Annotated in this window: 10 protein-coding genes; all 10 read left to right on the plus strand. The window is 64.0% G+C overall.

Annotated features, from left to right (window positions below; all coding sequences use genetic code 11):
- The first annotated feature begins 22 nt into the window (after positions 1 to 22).
- Positions 23 to 1,285, plus strand: coding sequence for an imidazolonepropionase (hutI, locus tag AC3CCE_RS31030; RefSeq protein ID WP_352510766.1), 1,263 nt, complete (start codon positions 23 to 25; stop codon positions 1,283 to 1,285).
- Positions 1,282 to 2,820, plus strand: coding sequence for a histidine ammonia-lyase (gene hutH, locus AC3CCE_RS31035; RefSeq protein ID WP_352510765.1), 1,539 nt, complete (start codon positions 1,282 to 1,284; stop codon positions 2,818 to 2,820). The genes hutI and hutH overlap by 4 nt, the downstream gene beginning before the upstream one ends.
- Before the next feature lies 1 nt (position 2,821).
- Entirely contained in the window at positions 2,822 to 3,634 is an 813-nt protein-coding gene (hutG, locus tag AC3CCE_RS31040; RefSeq protein ID WP_352627203.1) for an N-formylglutamate deformylase, read from the plus strand.
- Positions 3,635 to 3,662: 28 nt separating this feature from the next.
- Positions 3,663 to 5,333, plus strand: a complete 1,671-nt coding sequence (gene hutU, locus AC3CCE_RS31045; protein WP_352627201.1) for a urocanate hydratase — start codon at positions 3,663 to 3,665, stop codon at positions 5,331 to 5,333.
- A gap of 12 nt (positions 5,334 to 5,345) precedes the next feature.
- Positions 5,346 to 5,945, plus strand: a complete 600-nt coding sequence (locus tag AC3CCE_RS31050) for a HutD/Ves family protein (RefSeq protein ID WP_352627206.1) — start codon at positions 5,346 to 5,348, stop codon at positions 5,943 to 5,945.
- A 289-nt stretch (positions 5,946 to 6,234) separates the two neighbouring features.
- A complete protein-coding gene (locus AC3CCE_RS31055; RefSeq protein ID WP_352627199.1) occupies positions 6,235 to 14,814 on the plus strand; it encodes a glycoside hydrolase family 94 protein in 8,580 nt (2,859 codons plus the stop codon).
- Between the two features lie 343 nt (positions 14,815 to 15,157).
- The gene (locus AC3CCE_RS31060; RefSeq protein ID WP_023672897.1) at positions 15,158 to 16,930 is read left to right on the plus strand and encodes a glucan ABC transporter ATP-binding protein/ permease; all 1,773 of its coding nucleotides are present in this window, start codon (positions 15,158 to 15,160) and stop codon (positions 16,928 to 16,930) included.
- A gap of 170 nt (positions 16,931 to 17,100) precedes the next feature.
- A complete protein-coding gene (locus AC3CCE_RS31065) occupies positions 17,101 to 17,853 on the plus strand; it encodes a heme ABC transporter permease (RefSeq protein WP_023672896.1) in 753 nt (250 codons plus the stop codon).
- A 201-nt stretch (positions 17,854 to 18,054) separates the two neighbouring features.
- Positions 18,055 to 18,738, plus strand: a complete 684-nt coding sequence (locus tag AC3CCE_RS31070) for an outer membrane protein (protein ID WP_023672895.1) — start codon at positions 18,055 to 18,057, stop codon at positions 18,736 to 18,738.
- A gap of 77 nt (positions 18,739 to 18,815) precedes the next feature.
- Positions 18,816 to 20,405, plus strand: a complete 1,590-nt coding sequence (locus tag AC3CCE_RS31075) for a tetratricopeptide repeat-containing sulfotransferase family protein (protein ID WP_352627196.1) — start codon at positions 18,816 to 18,818, stop codon at positions 20,403 to 20,405.
- Positions 20,406 to 20,413 lie beyond the last annotated feature (8 nt).

Consider the following 20,413-nt stretch of genomic DNA (forward strand, 5'->3'; position numbering starts at 1 on the left):
ATCCAAGCAACGGAAAAAGATGATGGCGGCACAGAACAAAAGCCGGGCACGGGGCCTTCAGCTTTGGCGCAATGCGCGCCTGGCAACCATGGCCGAAGGCGATGCCGGACTGGGCCTCGTCGAAAAGGGCGCGATCGTCGCCCGTGACGGCGTCATCGTCTATGCCGGTCCGGAAGCCGACATGCCGTCAGCGTTGGCTCAGGGCGGCGAGACTACCGATTGCGAAGGCCGCTGGATCACGCCCGGCCTGATCGACTGCCACACCCATCTCATCCATGCCGGCAACCGTGCCAACGAGTTCGAGATGCGGCTGGCCGGCGCCACCTATGAAGAGGTCGCCAGAGCCGGCGGTGGCATCGTCTCGACGGTCAAAGCCACGCGTGCAGCGCACGAGGATGAATTGGTCCGGCAGAGCCTGCCGCGCCTCGACGCTTTGATTGCCGAGGGCGTGACGACCGTCGAAATCAAGTCGGGCTACGGCCTTAGCCATATGCATGAGAGATGGTCGCTACGTGCGGCGCGGCGGCTGGGCACAATGCGGGATGTGTCCGTGGTCACCACTTTTCTCGGCGCACACACACTACCGCAGAATCTGGGCGATCTTTCCGTGCCGTCGGAGCCCTATCGCGACAAGGACGAATACATCGACAATATCGTCGACAATATTCTGCCCGCCATCGCCGTCGAGGGCCTGGCGGATGCCGTTGATGGGTTCTGCGAAGGCATTGCCTTCTCGCCGGAGCAAATCGCCCGCGTGTTCGACAAGGCCAAGGCGCTTGGCCTGCCGGTAAAGCTCCATGCCGACCAGCTGTCGAACCTGCATGGCGCCGAACTCGCCGCCCGCTATGGCGCGCTGTCGGCCGACCATCTCGAATACACCGATGAAGCAGGTGCCGCAGCCATGGCCAAGGCCGGCACCGTGGCGACGATCCTACCCGGCGCCTACTATTTCATCCGCGAAACCAGGAAGCCGCCGATCGGCCTGTTTCGCCAGCACGGCGTCAAGATGGCGGTCGCCACCGACAACAATCCCGGGACGTCGCCGCTGACCTCGCTGCTTCTGACCATGAACATGGCCGCGACGCTTTTCGGCCTGACCGTCGAGGAGTGCCTGGCCGGCACCACTCGCGAGGCTGCCCGTGCGCTGGGATTGCTCGGCCAGACCGGCACGCTTGAAGCAGGGAAATCCGCCGACCTGGCGATCTGGGACATCGAGCGTCCGGCCGAACTCGTCTACCGCATGGGCTTCAACCCGCTCCATGCCCGCATCTGGAGAGGACAATGACCGAACTTAACCTGAAGCCCGGCAATGCGACGCTGGCCGACTGGCGCGCTATCTATCGTGGCGCCGTGCCGAAGCTCGACGCTGCCTGCCGTCCGAAGATCAAGGCCAGCGCCGAGGCTGTCGCCCGCATCGTCGCCAAGGGTGAGCCGGTCTACGGCATCAACACCGGCTTTGGCAAACTGGCCAGCGTCCGCATTCCGGCCGAGGATCTAGAGACCCTGCAACGCAACATCGTTTTGTCGCATGCCGCCGGCGTCGGCGAGCCGATGCCGGTCGCTGTGGTTCGGTTGATGATGGCGCTGAAGCTGGCCAGCCTGGCGCAGGGCGCGTCGGGCGTGCGGCCGCAAACCATCGAATTGCTGGAAGCGATGCTGGCCAACGACGTCATCCCCGTCGTGCCGGCGCAGGGCTCGGTCGGCGCCTCCGGAGATCTCGCGCCGCTGTCGCACATGACGGCGGTGATGATCGGCGTCGGCGAATGCTTTACACCGCATGGCCGCTTCCCGGCCAAGGTCGCTTTCGTCTCGCACGGCCTGGAGCCCGTGACGCTCGGCGCCAAGGAAGGTCTGGCGCTGCTCAACGGCACGCAGTTTTCCACCGCCTACGCGCTGGCCGCTCTGTTCGAGGCCGAAGTGCTGTATCAGTCGGCGCTGGTCGCCGGGGCGCTGTCGACCGACGCTGCCAAGGGCTCGGATGCACCCTTCGATCCGCGCATCCATCTCCTCAGAAAACACCCGGGCCAGATCGAGACGGCGGCAGCGCTGCGCAATCTGATGTCCGGCAGCGCCATCCGTGAATCGCACCGCGTCGGCGATGAGCGCGTGCAGGATCCGTACTGCCTGCGCTGCCAGCCGCAGGTGATGGGTGCGGCGCTCAGCGTGCTGCGCCAGGCCGCCGATACGCTCGGCACCGAGGCCAATGGCGTCACCGACAATCCGCTGATCTTCGCCGAGGACGATACTGCGCTTTCAGGCGGCAATTTCCACGCCGAGCCGGTGGCTTTCGCCGCCGACATGATCGCGCTTGCCGTCTGCGAGATCGGCTCGCTGTCGGAGCGCCGCATCGCCATGCTGGTAGACCCCGCGCTGTCCGGCATGCCGGCCTTCCTGACGCCGAAGCCCGGCCTGAACTCCGGCTTCATGATCCCGCAGGTGACGGCGGCGGCGCTCGTCTCTGAGAACAAGCAGAAGGCCTATCCGGCAAGTGTCGATTCCATCCCGACCTCGGCCAACCAGGAAGACCATGTCTCGATGGCCGCACACGGCGCTCGCCGGCTGATCGGCATGATCGAAAACGCCACGGCCGTCATCGGCATCGAACTCTTGGCCGCCGCGCAAGGCTGCGATTTCCATGCGCCGCTGGCGTCGAGTGCAGCTCTGGAAGCGGTTCGCAAGCTGGTCCGCGCCGAGGTGCCGCATCTCGACAATGACCGGCATTTCCACCCTGACATGGAAAAAGCCATCGCCATGGTGCGCAGCGGCGCTGCCATCAAGGCTGCGAGCGCGGTGACATTGCCTTCGATCTCGGGAGTCTGACATGACCGACTGGCTGACAGTGACCGAAGGCACGGCACCCCTGTTGGTGTCGATCCCGCACACGGGTATCGATCTCGCCGGCATCGACAATCGGCTGGTCTCGCCCTGGCACGGCCGCCGCGATTGCGACTGGTGGATCGACAATCTCTACGATTTCGCCGCCGGCCTTGGCGCGACGATTGTGCATACGTCGATCTCGCGCACCGTCATCGACGTCAACCGCGATCCTTCCGGCGCCTCGCTCTATCCCGGGCAGACGACAACGACGCTATGCCCGACCGAGACCTTCGACGGCGATCCGCTGTATCTGCCCGGCGCGGAACCGACGCCGTCGGAGATAGACCAACGCCGCATAGCGTATTTCGTGCCTTACCATGAAATGCTGGCGGCCCAGGCCGTCAGGCTGCGCGGCCTGCATGAGAAGGTCGTCATTTACGATTGCCACTCGATCCCGTCGGTGCTGCCGCGCCTGTTCTACGGCACGCTGCCGGTGTTCAATCTCGGCACCAATGACGGCCAGACCGCGGATCCTACGCTGCAGGCGCTGGTTGGCCAGATCATGGCCGAGAGCGGTGAAAGCAATGTCATCAACGGCCGTTTCAAGGGTGGCTGGATCACCCGCTATTTCGGCAATCCGCAAGGCGGCTACCATGCGCTGCAGATGGAACTTGCCGATCGCGGCTATTTGCGCGAGCCCGAGGGCAAGGGCGAACCGGACAATTGGCCGGTGCCTTATGATGCCGAGTTCGCCGCGCCGATGCGCGCCATACTGACGAAAATCCTCCAATCCGCCATTGACTGGGCCGGGCGCTGAGACGCCGCCTTACTCCAAAGGGACAATGATGAATAATCCTCGCCACAACATCCGCGAAGTGCGCGCGCCCCGCGGCGACAAGCTCAACGCCAAATACTGGACGACCGAAGCGCCGCTGCGCATGCTGATGAACAACCTCGATCCCGATGTCGCCGAAAACCCCAATGAGCTCGTCGTCTATGGCGGCATCGGCCGGGCCGCGCGCACCTGGAACGATTTCGACAGCATCGTCGCCTCGTTGAAGACCCTCAATGAAGACGAGACGCTGCTGGTCCAGTCCGGCAAGCCGGTCGGCGTCTTCCGGACGCACACCGATGCGCCGCGCGTGCTGATCGCCAACTCCAACCTGGTGCCGCATTGGGCGACCTGGGACAAATTCAACGAGCTCGATAAAAAAGGCCTGATGATGTACGGCCAGATGACGGCCGGCTCCTGGATCTACATCGGCACGCAAGGCATCGTGCAGGGCACTTATGAGACCTTCGTCGAGGCCGGACGCCAGCACCACAATGGCAATCTTAGGGGCAAATGGATCCTGACCGGTGGCCTCGGCGGCATGGGCGGCGCCCAGCCGCTTGCCGCCGTCATGGCCGGCGCCTGCTGCCTGGCCATCGAATGCAATCCGGACTCGATCGATTTCCGGCTGCGCACCCGCTATGTCGACGACAAGGCCGAGACGCTCGACGAAGCGATGGAAATGATCGAGCGCTGGACCAAGGCCGGCGAGGCGAAGTCGGTCGGCCTGCTCGGCAATGCGGCCGACATCGTGCCGGAAATGTTCAAGCGGGGCATCCGCCCCGACATGGTCACCGACCAGACCTCGGCGCATGACCCGATCAACGGCTATCTGCCCAAGGGCTGGACGATGGCTGAGTGGCGCGAGAAGCGCGTCTCCGATCCCAAGGCTGTCGAGAAGGCCGCCCGCGCCTCGATGCGCGAGCATGTCGAGGCGATGGTGGATTTCTGGAACGCCGGCGTGCCGACGCTCGACTATGGCAACAACATCCGCCAGGTCGCCAAGGACGAAGGCTTCGAGAACGCCTTTGCCTTTCCGGGCTTCGTGCCGGCCTATATAAGGCCGCTGTTCTGCCGGGGCATCGGCCCGTTCCGCTGGGCCGCCCTTTCGGGCGATCCCGAGGACATCTACAAGACCGACGCCAAAGTGCGCGAACTCACCCCCGGCAACACCCATCTGCACAACTGGCTGGACATGGCACGTGAGCGCATCGCCTTTCAGGGCCTGCCGGCGCGCATCTGCTGGGTCGGCCTCGGCGACCGCCACAGGCTGGGGCTCGCCTTCAACGAGATGGTGGCCAGGGGCGAACTCAAGGCGCCCGTCGTCATCGGCCGCGACCACCTTGATTCCGGCTCGGTGGCTTCGCCCAACCGCGAGACGGAAGCGATGAAGGACGGCTCCGACGCCGTCTCCGACTGGCCGCTGCTCAATGCGTTGCTCAACACCGCGTCGGGCGCGACCTGGGTGTCGCTGCATCATGGCGGCGGCGTCGGCATGGGCTTCTCGCAGCATGCCGGCATGGTCATCGTCGCCGACGGCACGCCGGACGCCGCAAGGCGCCTGGAGCGCGTGTTGTGGAACGATCCGGCGACAGGCGTTATGCGCCACGCCGATGCCGGCTACGACATCGCCATCGAGTGCGCGAAGGAGCACCAGCTCAATCTGCCCGGTATTTTAGGCTGATTGGCTTAAATGATGCGCATCCTACGGGCCGCCGACTACCGGGTCATGCCGTGGAAGAATGGCGGCGGCACGACCACCGAGATCGCCGTCTCGCCGGACGGCGCCGGGCTCGACGATTTCGACTGGCGCGTTTCGATGGCGCGAGTCGAGGATAGCGGGCCGTTCTCGGGCTTTGCCGGCGTCGACCGCACGCTGGCCGTGCTGGAAGGCGAGGGGATCGTCCTTGACATTGCTGGCCGGCGGCCGGCCGAAGTGACGGCGGCTTCCGCCCCGCTGTCCTTCCCGGCCGATGTGCCGACCACGGCCGCGCTGATCTCCGGTCCGATCACCGACCTCAACGTCATGACCCGCCGCGGGCGGGCAACGCACTCGGTCCAGCCTCTGATGGTTTCGGTTCCGACCGATATCCGGCCGACCAGCGCTATGACCCTGATCCTGCCGTTCGACGGCGAGGTCGGCCTCAGCGGCCCGACATCGTCTCGTCTTGGACCCCTCGACACGCTGTTGCTCGGTCCGCAGGCAAAACTACGGGTTGAACCGGTACGGCCGACGACCGTGTTCGTCATCCGGATAGCCAGGCTGGGCCAGCCGCACCGCCAGCACAACGATTAACGCCTGTTGCCAAACATGATCGCACGCCGGAGAAATCTGGCGTAAGCTGTTGTCTGGATCACGAAAAAGCCCGAATCCTTCCGTCGTTCCAAGGCGGACGGGAGGGCGGGGGTGCTCGTCCTTGAGTTGTCGAAAGCCCCACTTAAAATGTCGAAGGGATAACGCCTCTGGCGTGGTGCGAAGCAAAACTTTCGGCCAGTGTAATCATGCAACCAATTGCATTTGAATCGGTTTTAGGGACATTGCCGTGGCGGTGGCGCCGCATCGCGTCCCCCATGCGGAATTTTCAATGAATATCCAGACAAATCCTGCCCAAATCGAAAAGTCCAGCGCCGGCTTCCCGGTCATCACCGAAGAGCCGATACGCTCCAATTTCCTGCCCGAAGAGCGGCTGCGCGCGCTGGGCGAAAGCCTCGCCAACGGCGACATCAAGGACCTGTTCGGCCTGACGCCGTTCGATTTCCAGGCCCGCATCCGCGACAGCGCCAAGAAAATCCTCGAAGTCTACCGCTCGACCAATGCCGCCCAGGCCAAGGGCGAAACCATCACGCCTGCCGCGCAATGGCTGCTCGACAACAATTATCTCGTCGAGGAGACCATTTTTCAGGTGAAGCGCGACCTGCCGCGCCGTTTCTACCGGCAGTTGCCGACCCTGGAAGTGGCCGATCGCGCCGCGGTGCCGCGCGCGCTGGCCCTGGCCTGGAGCTATGTCGCCCATTCCGACAGTTCGGTTTCGGCGACCATGTTCAAATCCATCGTCGAGGGTTTTCAGTCGGTCGAGCCGCTCAAGATCGGCGAGCTCTGGGCGCTGCCGTCGCTGCTGCGCTTCGTTTTGATCGAGAATCTGCGCCGCATCGCCGTGCGCGTCGACCGCACCAGGCAGATGCGCCATATCGCCAACGAGGTCGCCGACCGCGTGCTGGCGACCGACGACAATGCAGACCGCCGGAAGATCCTGTCGGGCTACGGCGCGCATGCGCAGGACACCACCTTCGCCACCCAGTTGCTCTACCGCCTGCGCGACGGCTCGCAGAATGCCGGCAGGGCGCTGGAATGGCTGGAGGTCGAGCTCGAGAAAACCGGCTCCGACGCCGAGGAAATCATCATTTCCGAGCATCGCACGCTGTCCAGCGGCAATGTCACCACCGGCAACATCATCCGCGGCCTGCGCCTCATCAACGACGTCGACTGGACGGTGTGGTTCGAGGGCGTCAGCCGCATCGACACGCTGTTGCGCGAGCGCACCGATTTCGCCGCGCTCGATTTCTTTTCGCGCGACCAGTACCGCACGTCAATCGAGCAACTGGCGCGCCGCTCCGACCTGTCCGAATTCCGTGTCGCCGAAAAGGCCATCGAGCTGGCCAGCCATGTCCCCGGCGTCACCGATGCCTCCGGCGTGCCGGATGCATCAGCCGATCCGGCCATGCATACCGATGTCGGCTTCTTCCTGGTCGGCCCGCGCCGGCCGGATCTGGAAGAGGCGATCGGCTACCGGCCGCCCTTCCATGTGACCTTCAAGCGCGCCTTCACCGCCACGGGCTGGCTCGGCATCGTTGTGCCGGTCTTCCTGCTGACGGTGCTGCTGCTGGTTGTCTCCGGCAATGCGCTTGCCCATCTCGGCCTGTCGGTGGAATCCATCACGCTGATGCTGGCGCTGTTTGCGGTGCCTGCCAGCGAAGGCGCGCTCGCCTTCTTCAACACCGTTGTTTCACTGTTCCTGAAGCCGACGCGGCTCGTCGGCTATGATTACAAGCACGGCATTCCAGCGGCATCACGCACCTTGGTCGTGGTGCCGTCGCTGATCGGCTCGCGCGATGATGTCGAGGAAAACATCCGCAACATCGAGGTGCATCACCTCGCCAACACGGCCGAAGAAATCCATTTCGCGCTGCTGTCCGACTGGCCGGATTCCAAGACCGAGATCGACGCCGCCGACATCGAGATCCTGCAATATGCGCGCGACGAGATCGCCAGGCTCAATGCCCGTTATCCCTCGGAAGGCGCGCCGCGTTTCTATATCCTGCATCGCCGCCGGCTCTACAACCAGGCGCAGGGCGCCTGGATGGGCTGGGAGCGTAAGCGCGGCAAGCTGCATGAGCTGAACCTTCTCTTGCGCGGCGACAGCGACACCACCTTCCTGCCGCTCGACGTGCCGCTGCCGGAAAAGGTCGTCTATGTCATGACGCTCGACGCCGACACGCGCACCACGCGCGACGCCGTGTCGTCACTGGTCGGCAAGCTCGCCCATCCGCTCAACCGCCCGCATTTCGACGCGACAAAGCGCGTCGTTACCGCCGGCTACACCATTCTGCAGCCGCGCATCACAGCCTCGCTCACCAGCGGCGACGACGCTTCTTTCTTCCAGCGCGTCTTCTCGTCCAACAGCGGTCTCGATCCTTACGTCTTTGCCGTTTCGGACCTCTACCAGGACGTCTTCAGCGACGGCTCCTTCACCGGCAAGGGCCTTTATCACGTCGACGCTTTCGAGGCGGCGCTGCAGGGCCGCATCGAGGAAAACACCGTCCTCAGCCACGATCTGCTCGAAGGTGCGTTGGCGCGCGCAGCACTTGTCACCGATGTCGAACTGGTCGAGGACTATCCTACCCGCTACTCGGTCGACGCCTCGCGCCACCACCGCTGGGCGCGCGGCGACTGGCAGCTGCTGCGCTTCATCTTCTCGCCGCGTTCCGGCGTGCCGGCGCTGTCGCGCTGGAAGATGGTCGACAATCTGCGCCGCTCGCTGACCCCGATCTTCTGGGTGATGGCGGCGATCGCCGGCTGGACGCTGCTGCCCTTCACGCAGGCCGCGCAGTGGCAGGCGCTGCTGATCCTGTCGCTGTTCATGGCGCCGACCTTCGATGTCGTCAACGCCGTCCTGCCCAAGAGCGGCGACCAGACGCCGCGCGGCCATTTCTCCGCGCTGGCGCACGACACCGTCTTCGGCACGGCCCTTGTGGCGCTGAAAGTGCTGTTGATGGCGCACAATGCCTGGATGATGGGCGACGCCATCGTGCGCACGCTCTACCGCCTGTTCGTCAGCCGCCAGAACCTGCTGGAATGGCGCACCGCGTCGCAGGCGCACAAGGGCGGCGACAACGATATCGGCTCCTATTACAGCATGATGTATGGCGCCGTGATCATCGGCGTCGTCGGTCTCGCTATCCCCGTGCTGGCCGATTCCACCGGTGCCTTCGTCGCCTTCTTCTTCGCTCTGTTCTGGATCGGTTCGCCGGCGGTTGCCTGCTGGATCAGCCGCTCGGCCGAGACCGAGGACCGCCTGCGCATATCGCAGGCCGACATCCACGCGCTGCGCACCGTGGCGCGCCGCACCTGGCATTATTTCGAAACCTTCGTCACGGCCGAGCACCACAATCTGCCGCCCGACAATTTCCAGGAAAGCCCGGCTCCGGTTGTAGCGCCGCGGACGTCGCCGACCAATATCGGCGTCTACCTGCTGTCGGTGGTGTCGGCACGCGATTTCGGCTGGATTGCGCTCTCCGACGCCATCACCCGGATCGACGCCACGATGACGACCATCGAGAGCATGCCGCGCAACCGTGGCCACCTCTTCAACTGGTACGACACGACGACGCTCAAGCCGCTCTATCCGCTTTACATCTCGGCCGTCGACAGCGGCAATCTCGCCGGACATCTGGTCGCGGTGGCGGCTGCCTGCGCCGAATGGGCGGAAGCCCCGTCCGTTCACCTGCAGGGCGATTTCGAAGGCGTCCTCGACACGGTGAGCATCCTTGACGAGAGCCTCGAGGAATTGCCTGACGACCGCCGGCAACTGCGGCCGTTGCGCCAGCGTCTGGCCGATCGCCTCGATGGCATGCGGCGCGCCGTCATGACCATCAAGGCGCAGCCGGAGATGGCCTCGATCCGCACCATTAACCTGGCCGTGCTTGCCGGCGAGATCCGCAAGCTCGCCACCGCCATCCACACCGAGGCCGGATCGCAGCGCAGCGACATTATCGCCGACTGGGCGGCACGGCTGGAAGCGACCTGCGAGGCGCATGTGCATGACTCGCACAGCGACGAAAACGCCGTCGAAGCCTTGCGCGCCAAGCTGCTGGCGCTGCGCGAACGCTGCCGCCGCTATGCCTTCGAGATGGATTTCTCTTTCCTGATGCGTCAGGAGCGCAAACTGCTCTCGATCGGCTACCGGGTCGAGGAGCACCAGCTCGATGAGAGCTGCTACGATCTGCTCGCCTCCGAGGCGCGGCTGACCAGCCTGTTCGCCATCGCCAAGGGTGACCTGCCCACGGAGCATTGGTTCCGGCTTGGAAGGCCGATCGTCGAGATCGGCTTCCAGGGTGCGCTGATGTCCTGGTCGGGCTCGATGTTCGAGTATCTGATGCCGCCACTGGTGATGAAGGAACCGCAGGGCTCGATCCTCAACCAGACCAGCAAGCTGATCATCAAGCGTCAGATCCAGTACGCGCGTTCGAAGAACGTGCCCTGGGGCATTTCGGAAGCGGCCTACAATGCCCGCGACCGCGAACTGACCTACCAGTATACCAATTTCGGCGTGCCCGGACTTGGCCTCAAGCGCGGCCTTGGCCAGAACACGGTGATCGCCCCTTACGCCACGATCCTCGCGGCGCAGTTCACACCGCGCGAATCCGTCCAGAATCTGGCTAGGCTGCGCTCCATCGGCGCTCTCGGCCGGCATGGCTTTTACGACGCCGTCGACTTCACGCCGCAGCGCGTGCCGGAAGGCACCGACCACGCTGTTGTCCTGAACTACATGGCGCATCACTCCGGCATGTCGATCGCCGCCGTTGCCGACGCCATCTTCGAGGGCCGGCTGCGCGACCGCTTCCACAGCGATCCGGTGATCGAGTCTGCCGAACTCCTGCTGCAGGAGAGGGCGCCGCGCGACATCCCGACCGCCACGGTCAGGACCGAAGCCGACGAGCGCTCGAAGGACGAGACCGAGGTCGAGAGCCCGGATTCGCGCATCGTCCTCGACCCGCTGAGGGCGTTGCGCGCCACCAGCGTCATGTCCAATGGCCGCTACTCCGTCATGGTCTCGGCCACCGGTTCCGGTTACAGCCGCTGGGGCGAACTCGCCGTCACCCGTTGGCAGCCCGACCCGACCGAAGACCGGCTCGGCTCCTACATCTTCCTGCGCGACGCCGGCAGCGGCGACTGGTGGTCGGCCACCGCGGAGCCGAAGCAGGCGACCGGCGAGAGAGTGCAGACGCTGTTTTCCGACGACAAGGCGAGCTTCGTCAAAACAGTGGGCTCGCTTCGTTCGGAGGTCGAATGCATCGTCATCTCGGAAGGCAATGGCGAGGGACGGCGCGTCACGCTCTACAACGACGGCGCCACTGACCGGCATATCGAGGTGACCTCCTTTGCCGAGCTGGTGCTGGGCAACGAAGCCTCCGACAATGCCCATCCTGCGTTCTCGAAAATGTTTATCGAGACCGAGATCGCTGCCAATAACGGCGCCATCTTTGCCACCAGGCGCAAGCGCGAGAAGAACGAGCCTGACGTCACCATGGTGCATTTCGTCACCGATCCGTCCGGGTCGGCGCGCGATGCCGAGGCCGAAACCGACCGCCGTGCCTTCATCGGCCGTGGCCGTACCATCGCGGAAGCGGCGGCCTTCGATCCCGGCGCCAAGCTTGGCGGTCACCACGGCTTCACCCTCGATCCGGTAGCGGCCCTGCGCCGCCAGGTGCGGGTGCCGGCCAACAAGAAGATATCGCTGACCTTCTGGACCGCCGTCGGCGCCAACCGCGCCGAACTGGACGAGGCCATCGCCAGGCTCGACCATCCCGAAAGTTTTGCTCGCCAGGCGATGCTTGCCTGGACGCGTTCGCAGGTGCAGACCCGCCATCTTGGTCTCAGCCTGACCGACGCCGCCAACGTGCAGAAGCTGGCGCGCTTCCTGATCTATCCCGATCCGTTCCTGCGCCTGCCCGGCGAATCCATCGCTTCGGGGCTGGGCAAGCAGTCCAGCCTGTGGCCGACCAGCATTTCGGGCGATTTCCCGATCTTCCTGGTCCGCATCGGCGACGTGGCCGACCTCGAAATTGTCGCCCAGGCGCTGCGCTTCCAGGAGTATATGCGCGCCCGCGGCATGATGATCGACTTCGTGGTCGTCAACGAGCAGGCATCGTCCTATGTCCAGGACCTGCAGCGCGCGGTCGAAACGCTGTGCGAAAACAGCCGCCTGCGCGGCAAGGAACTCGGGCCGCGCCAGCACATCTTCGCCGTGCGCCGCGACCTGATGGACGAGGCGACGTACAAGACGCTGCTGGCGGTTGCCCGCGTGGTTCTGCACACGCGCAACGGCACCATCTTCGACCAGATCGAACGCGCCGAGGCGGCAGCCTTGCAAGCACGCGATGGCCTGCAGCCGGCGGCCCCCGCGTCACTGCGCGAGCCGTCTCTGCCGGTGCCGGCGGCGCCTGCATACCATGCCGCGTCCGACAGCAGCGCCGACGGCAGCGGCCTCAGCCAGTGGAACGGCTTCGGCGGTTTCGAAGGCGATGGCCGTCACTATGTCACGCGTCTCACCGGCCGGCGCACGACTCCGCAGCCCTGGATCAACGTCGTCTCGAACGCCTCGTTCGGATTCCATGTCTCGGCCGAAGGCGCTGCCTTCACCTGGAGCCGCAACAGCCGCGATTACCAACTGACGCCATGGTCGAACGATCCGGTCACCAACCGGCCGGGCGAGGGCATCTACATCTACGATCAGGCCAGCGGCAAGGCATTCTCGCCGCTGGCTGCCGTGGTCCGCGATCCCTCGATGACCTATGAGACATGGCACGGCCAGGGCTTCTCGACCTTCCGATCCAAACGCGGCCCGCTGTCAATGGATCTGACGCACGTCGTCGATCCCGTCGATCCAGTGAAGATCACGCGGCTGCGCATCCAGAACTCGGGCTCGGCGCCGGCGCGGCTGCGCATCTATGCCTATGCCGAATGGGTTCTCGGCAGCCATCGCTCGAGCACGGCTGCGACCATCATCCCGTCCAGGGATCCAGCGACCGGCGCGCTTCTGGCGCAAAACCCCTACGGTCTCGATTTCGGCGACCGGGTGGCCTTCCTGGCCGCCACCGGTCCGGTGCATTCGGTGACAGCCGATCGTGGCGAGTTCATCGGCAGGCAGGGCACCAGCGCCTTCCCGCACACTGTCGTCAGCGGCGCCGGCCTGTCGGGCCGCGTCGAGGCCGGCGACGATCCGTGCGCAGCTGTCGCCAGCGACATCGACATCCCTGCCGGCGGCGACGTCACGCTGGTCTGGCTGCTTGGCGACGCCGCTACATCAGCCGAAGCGAGCGCGTTGGTGCAGACCCATTCGGGCAAGGATTTCGACCAGCGGCTGGCCGATAATGAACGCGTCTGGCGCGGCTTCCTCGACACCATCCAGGTCGAGACGCCCGACAAGGCGCTCGACGCCATGGTCAATCACTGGCTGCCCTATCAGAGCCTGGCCTGCCGCATCCGCGCCCGCTCGGCCTTTTATCAGGCAAGCGGCGCCTTCGGCTTCCGCGACCAGCTACAGGACACGCTGGCCCTGCTTGCGCATGATCCGAAACTGGCGCGCAACCAGATCCTCAATGCGGCGCGCCGGCAGTTCCCCGAAGGCGACGTCCAGCATTGGTGGTTGCCGCGCACCGACGCCGGCGTGCGCACTATGATCTCCGACGATGTGGTCTGGCTGGCGCATGCCACCAATCGCTACATCGAGGTGACCGGCGATACAGGGATCCTGAAGGAGCAGCTGCCTTTCATCGACGGGCAGGTGTTGGGCGAGGGCGAGCACGACGCCTTCTTCACGCCGGAAATCTCCAAGACGAGCGCTTCGCTTTACGACCATTGCGCGCGCGCGCTCGACCTTGCGGTCAAGCGCAGCAGCCCGGCCGGGCTGCCGCTGATCCTCGGCGGCGACTGGAACGACGGCATGAACCGCGTCGGCGAAGCCGGCAAGGGGGAGAGTGTCTGGCTCGGCTGGTTCCTTTTGAAGACGCTGGGCGACTTTACCACCGTGGCCAAGGGGCAGGGCGACACCAAGCGGGCGCAGGCCTGGACAAAACACGCCGATGTGCTGAAGCGGGCGCTGGAAAGCACCGCCTGGGACGGCCAGTGGTATCGCCGCGGCAGCTACGATGACGGCACGCCGCTTGGCTCGCACAATTCGGACGAGTGCAAGATCGACTCCATCGCGCAGTCGTGGAGCGTGCTCTCCGGCGAGGGCGACCCCGCGCGCTCGACCACGGCGATGCAGCAGGCGACGAACCTGCTGGTCGACGACAAGCTCAAGATCGTCAAACTGTTTACCCCGGCCTTCCAGAACACGAGAAAGGACCCTGGTTACATCAAGAGTTATCCGCCGGGCGTGCGCGAGAACGGCGGCCAGTACACCCATGCGGCGACCTGGTTCGTGATCGCGCTCGCCGAAATGGGCCGCACCGACGATGCCTATCGCTGCTTCTCGATGCTGAACCCGGTCAACCATGCGCTCGACGATGCATCGGCCGAGCATTATCGCGTCGAGCCGTACGTCGTCGCCGCCGACATCTATTCCGGTGAGGACAAGGGCGGTCGCGGCGGCTGGACCTGGTATACGGGCTCAGCGGGATGGCTCTACCGTGCTGCGGTCGAAGGCATTCTGGGCATTGAGCGGCGGGGCAAGCAGATCACGTTCCGGCCGAAACTGCCCAGCCATTGGGACGGCTATTCTGCCACGCTGAAGATGCTGGGGTCGGAGATCAAGGTTCGCGTCATCCGCGACAAAAAGGCCAAATCCATCTCGCTCGAAGTCAATGGAACCAAGACAAAATCTTCCGGTTTTCAGCCGAAAGCCGGCGACAAGACCGAGGTGGTCGTCAAGATACCCTCGTAAAATCAAAGGCTTCAGGTTATTGACGCGCGCCTTTCGAGGCGCGCGTTTTCTACTTCGGCATGCTCCTGGCGCAGAACGGCGTGCCTTCCCGATAACGGCGGTCCAAGCGTGCAGTGACTAAAAATGTGGCAGGGCCAGCTGCTGCCATGATTTTGCCGCAAGACTGACATTTCACCTTTTATCTCAAACCGTTAGGTGATCACGGCAGATTTCGCAACGTCGTCATCTTTTGTTCGCAGAATGGGAACGGAAGAGGTAGACGGGCATTGTTTTGCGACCCGTTAACCGGTACGTGTCAAGAAATGGTGCGGTGCACAATAATGTTTTGGGCGGAGTAGCTGAAGTGTCACTTCTGCAAATCTACTGGAGAGCGCTGGGTTATCTCGCAGCCGACAGGAAGCGCGTTGCGTTTATCTGCGGTGCGAATGTCGCGCTCGCCATTATCGCCATCCTCGAGCCGATCATGTTCGGCCGGGTAATCGACGCCATCTCCGATAAGGGTTCGGTGTTTTCGACGCTGGCGCTGTGGGCCGGTCTCGGCGCCTTTAACATCGTCGCCTTCGTGCTGGTGGCGCGCGGCGCCGACCGTTTTGCCCACAAGCGGCGCAGCGAGGTGCTGTGCCAGTCGTTCGAGCGCGTGATCACCATGCCGCTCGCCTGGCACCACCAGCGCGGCACCTCCAACGCGCTGCACACGCTGCTGCGCGCCGTCGAGACGCTGTTCAGCCTGTGGCTTGAATTCATGCGCCAGCATCTGTCGACGGCTGTTGCGCTGGCTCTGCTGATTCCGACAGCTATAAGCATGGATCTTCGCATGTCGCTGGTGCTGATGGCGCTGGGCGTTCTCTATGTCGGCATCGGCCGGCTTGTGATGAAGCGCACCAAGGCGGGCCAGGCCGCGGTCGAGCGCCACTACCATCAGGTGTTCGCGCATGTGACCGACTCGGTCAGCAATGTCGCCGTGCTGCAGAGCTACAACCGTCTCGGCCACGAGGCCGATACGCTGCGCCGCTATGTCAAGAACCTGCTCGACGCGCAGAACCCGGTGCTCGACTGGTGGGCGATGGCCAATGCGCTGCACCGCCTGTCGTCGACCATTTCGATGATGGTTGTGCTTTTGATCGGCGCCTATCTGGTCACCCATGGCCAGCTCAAGATCGGCGACGTCATCGCCTTCACCGGCTTTGCCACGCTGCTGATTGCCCGCCTCGACCAGATGTCGGCTTTCGCCAACCAGATTTCCGAAGCCCGCGCCAAGCTCGAGGACTTCTATCACCTCGAGGATTCGGCCGCCGACTCCGCCGAGCCGGACGGCTTGCGCGACCTCACCAACGTCACCGGCCATGTCCGCTTCGAGAATGTCGGCTTCGAGTTTGCCAATTCGCGGCAGGGCGTCGACGACGTCTCCTTCGAGGTCCAGGCCGGGCAGACGGTTGCCATCGTCGGCCCGACCGGCGCCGGCAAGACGACGCTGATCAACCTCTTGCAGCGCGTCTTCTCGCCGTCTCATGGCCGTATCCTGATCGACGGCATCGACACCCGCACGGTGACCCGCAAGTCGCTGCGTCATTCGATCGCCACCGTCTTCCAGGATGCCGGCCTGCTCAACCGCTCGATCGAGGACAACATCCGCGTCGGTCGTGCCGAGGCGACTTATGACGAGGTTCACGCCGCCGCCAACGCGGCTGCCGCGCAGGATTTCATCCTTGCCAAGAGCGCCGGTTACGACACCGTCGTTGGCGAGCGCGGCGGCCAGCTTTCGGGCGGCGAGCGTCAGCGCATCGCCATTGCCCGCGCCGTGCTCAAGGACGCACCGATCCTGGTGCTCGACGAGGCGACGAGCGCGCTCGACGTCGAGACCGAGGACCGCGTCAAGGAAGCCATCGACGAACTGAGGCGCAACCGCACCACCTTCATCATCGCCCACCGCCTGACCACCGTTCGCGACGCCGACCTGGTCGTGTTCATGGACAAGGGCAAGGTGGTCGAGATGGGCGGCTTCGCCGAACTGTCGCTGCGCAATGGCCGTTTCGCCAGCCTGTTGCGCGCCGGCGGCCTGCTCAACGACGAGGAAGTCCGCCGTCTCAGCCGCACGGTGAATATCGAAGCGGCGTAGGCTTTTTTACCTCCCCCATGTGGGGAGGTCGGACCCGTAGGGTCCGGGTGGAGGTAGTGCCCCACCACCCCCACCCCGCTGCTTTGCAGCGACCTCCCCACAAGGGAGAGGGTAAGCACTGCGACAACCGCTCGATTGCCCCGAACGCGCCGCCGGTCTATCTAGACCTTATGAGCGACACCTCCTCACGCCTCGCCGGCTGGACCGACCTCGCCAACCCGACGCGCTTTGTCGGGCTGGCCGACAGGCTGGTGCCGTGGCTGGCGTCGATCGCCGCGATCCTGCTAGCCATCGGTCTCTATATGAGCTTTGCCGCGCCTGAGGATTTCCAGCAGGGCATCACGGTGCGCATCATGTACATCCACGTGCCTTTCGCCTGGCTCGCCATGATGTGCTACACGGTGATGGCGGTCGCCGCGCTCGGTACGCTGGTCTGGCGCCATCCGCTGGCCGACGTCGCGCTGAAATCTGCAGCCCCGATCGGCGCCACCTTCACCGCGCTTGCGCTGGTCACCGGCTCCATCTGGGGCAAGCCGATGTGGGGCACCTGGTGGGTGTGGGATGCCCGCCTGACCTCAGTCTTCATCCTCTTCCTGATGTATCTCGGCATCATCGCGCTGACGCGCGCGCTGGATGACGCCAGCCGTGCCGCCTGGGCCGCCGCCATCATCACGCTGGTCGGCTTCATCAACATCCCGATCATCAAATTCTCGGTCGACTGGTGGAACACGCTGCACCAGCCGGCCTCGGTGTTCCGGCTCGGCGGACCGACGATCGATCCCAGCCTGCTATGGCCGCTGCTGGTGATGGCGCTCGGCTTCACCGTGCTGTTCTTCGCGCTGCACCTGACGGTGATGCGCACCGAGATCCGCCGCCGGCGGGTGATCTCCATGCGCAGGGTGGCGGCAAGGCAGGCCGACTAGCGCGATTTCAAACGGAAGGGACAGCCATGCGCCTGCCGCCAGAAACATTAGCATGCGCTGCTATGTTGCGGTGCGGCAACAAGAATTCTCAAAAGATCGTTCCCGACCTCGCTTTGCTCCTTGATCTCGTTTGCGTTCTTGACAGCTCGGCCGCCAAGCAAGAGTGATATTAGTCACTAGTTGTTGCGAGGGGATTCGACGATGAAACTGTGCCTGCTGGCTGGCGTTTCGACATTTGCATTGGCGCTTGGCTGGAGTTCGGCCTACGCCGCAGACGCGCTTGTCGACGTGCCGAGGGCGGAGGATCTCTGGTACGTCACGCTCTTCGGCGGCGCCAGCTTTGCCAACAATGTGAAGACGGACTACGATAGTGGTCGGTATTCCGTGGATCTTGACAGTGGGTTCGTGATCGGCGGCGCTGTCGGTCGGCGGATCAACGACACGTTCCGCGTGGAAGGCGAACTGTCCTACGCGCGCTACAAGGCAAGCGAGTACAGCTTCAGCTTCCCTCCTGCCGACCAAGGTTCCGGCCCAGCTTCCGGCAATCTGTCGGCCACCTATCTTCTCGCCAACGTCTGGGCCGATGTTGCGCATTTTGGTGATGCCAAACTCTATGTCGGCGGCGGTCTCGGCGCGGCCTATGTTACCGCCGATACTCATTTTGATGGCCACGCCTATGGATACGGGCCTGGCGGCTGGGGTTTCGCCGGCCAGGTGGGCGCCGGTGTTACCTACGCGGTAACGCAGAATGTCGACCTCGATTTCGGTTACCGCTTCAAGGCCGTGACAAGCGTGGATCTAGACGACAATGATGGCGGCGGCACATACGAGAACGCCAAATTGTACTCCCACAATCTCCAGCTTGGCGTTACCCTGAAGTTCTGATTGGTTCGTCGCAGGTCGCGACCGGGATCTGACGGATGCCGCTCTTGCCACGCCGGCAACCCCTGGGTCTGCCGGCAATGATCTCAGCCTCGCTGCCGACCGCCGGTGAGCCGGCGGAAAAGACATTGCAGCGCGGCATCGACCTGCAACGGCGCAAGCGTTTTCGCGAGGCCGAGTTCTGCTACCAGACGGTGCTTCGCACGCAGCCCAAAAATGCCATGGCGCTGAACCTGATGGGCACGCTCGCCATCGAGGCCGAGCATCATGACGCCGCCATTGCCTATATGGAAAGGGCGGTCAAGCTCGAACCGGACAACGCCATCTTCCGCAACAATCTCGGCAATGCCTACAATGTCACCGGCAACGTCGACAAGGCGCGCAGACATCTGAGAAAGGCGATCGAGCTCGACGGAGGGCTCATCGAAGCGCTGTGCAATCTCGGCCGCTCCTATCGTAGCCAGCTCGAGGGCGACATTGCCGAAGGGTTCTATCGCCAGGCGCTGGCTATCGACGGCCAGTCGGTGATGGCACTTGCCGGTATGGGCGATTTGCTCACCGACATTGGCCGGCCGGCCGAGGCGGTCGAATGCTTCAGCAAGGCCCTTGCCATCGACCCGGGCCATGTCGAGGCGCTGGCTGGAATGGCGCTTGCGCGCCGGGCGGTCAAGGACGATCCGACGTTGCCTTTGGTGCTGAAACGCCTGGAATTGCCGACAACCACCGATCGCGAGCGGGTAGTGCTGCACCACGCCGCCGGCAAGATGCTCAACGATCAGCGCGAGTATGGCCCGGCCATCCGCCATTTCGCGAGGGCCAAGGCGATTTCCGGCAATGATTTCGACATCGACCGGCACACCCAGCTTTACGACAGCTTCATCGACACTTTCGACGCTGGCTTCTTCAAGACGCGAGCCAGTTTGGGAAATCCATCCAGGCGCCCGGTCTTCATCGTCGGCATGCCCCGGTCGGGAACGACGCTGACCGAGCAGATATGCGCCAGCCATCGCGATATCTATGGCGCCGGCGAGTTGTCGACCATTCGTTCACTTGCCGGCGAACTTGGGTTCGACAAGCTCGACCCAGCCATTTTCACCAAGGGCATGGCGGCGCTCACTGCGGCCAAGGCCAAGGAGCTTGGATCGAAGTATCTCGACGATCTCAGCAGACGCAACAGCAAGGCGCGGCTTGTCGTCGACAAGATGCCGCATAATTTCGAGCTGCTGGCCTTCATCAGCCTGATCTTGCCGAACGCCCGCATCATCCATTGCCGGCGTGACCCGATGGACAATTGCGCGTCCTGTTTCATGCATAATTTTTCCGAGGCGCACGGCTATAATGCCGATCTGACCAAGCTTGGGCAGTATTACCGGCAGTATGACCGCCTGATGCGCCATTGGGCCAAGGTCATCCCGCTGGATATCCACGACATGCCCTACGAAGAAACGGTCGCCGATTTCGAAAATCGCGCCCGCGGATTGATCGGATTCCTCGGGATCGAGTGGGACGATGCCTGCCTGCGTTTCAACGAGACCGAGCGCACCGTGCGGACGCCGAGCCGCTGGCAGGTGCGCCAGCCGATCTATTCATCCTCGGTCGAGCGCTGGAAGCTGTATGGCGACGCGCTGGATCCGCTGAAGGCGGCGCTGGGTCCGGTTTATCAGTCCTGATTTCAGTT

The sequence above is a fragment of the Mesorhizobium sp. P160187 genome, from assembly GCF_057766425.1.

Excerpts from the sequence above, each read along its gene's own strand:
- AC3CCE_RS31050 (WP_352627206.1), top strand. The coding sequence starts at position 5,346 with ATGCGCATCCTACGGGCCGCCGACTACCGGGTCATGCCGTGGAAGAAT.
- hutI (WP_352510766.1), top strand. The coding sequence starts at position 23 with ATGGCGGCACAGAACAAAAGCCGGGCACGGGGCCTTCAGCTTTGGCGC.
- AC3CCE_RS31070 (WP_023672895.1), top strand. The coding sequence starts at position 18,055 with ATGAAACTGTGCCTGCTGGCTGGCGTTTCGACATTTGCATTGGCGCTT.
- hutH (WP_352510765.1), top strand. The coding sequence starts at position 1,282 with ATGACCGAACTTAACCTGAAGCCCGGCAATGCGACGCTGGCCGACTGG.
- AC3CCE_RS31075 (WP_352627196.1), top strand. The coding sequence starts at position 18,816 with ATGATCTCAGCCTCGCTGCCGACCGCCGGTGAGCCGGCGGAAAAGACA.
- AC3CCE_RS31055 (WP_352627199.1), top strand. The coding sequence starts at position 6,235 with ATGAATATCCAGACAAATCCTGCCCAAATCGAAAAGTCCAGCGCCGGC.
- hutG (WP_352627203.1), top strand. The coding sequence starts at position 2,822 with ATGACCGACTGGCTGACAGTGACCGAAGGCACGGCACCCCTGTTGGTG.
- AC3CCE_RS31065 (WP_023672896.1), top strand. The coding sequence starts at position 17,101 with ATGAGCGACACCTCCTCACGCCTCGCCGGCTGGACCGACCTCGCCAAC.
- hutU (WP_352627201.1), top strand. The coding sequence starts at position 3,663 with ATGAATAATCCTCGCCACAACATCCGCGAAGTGCGCGCGCCCCGCGGC.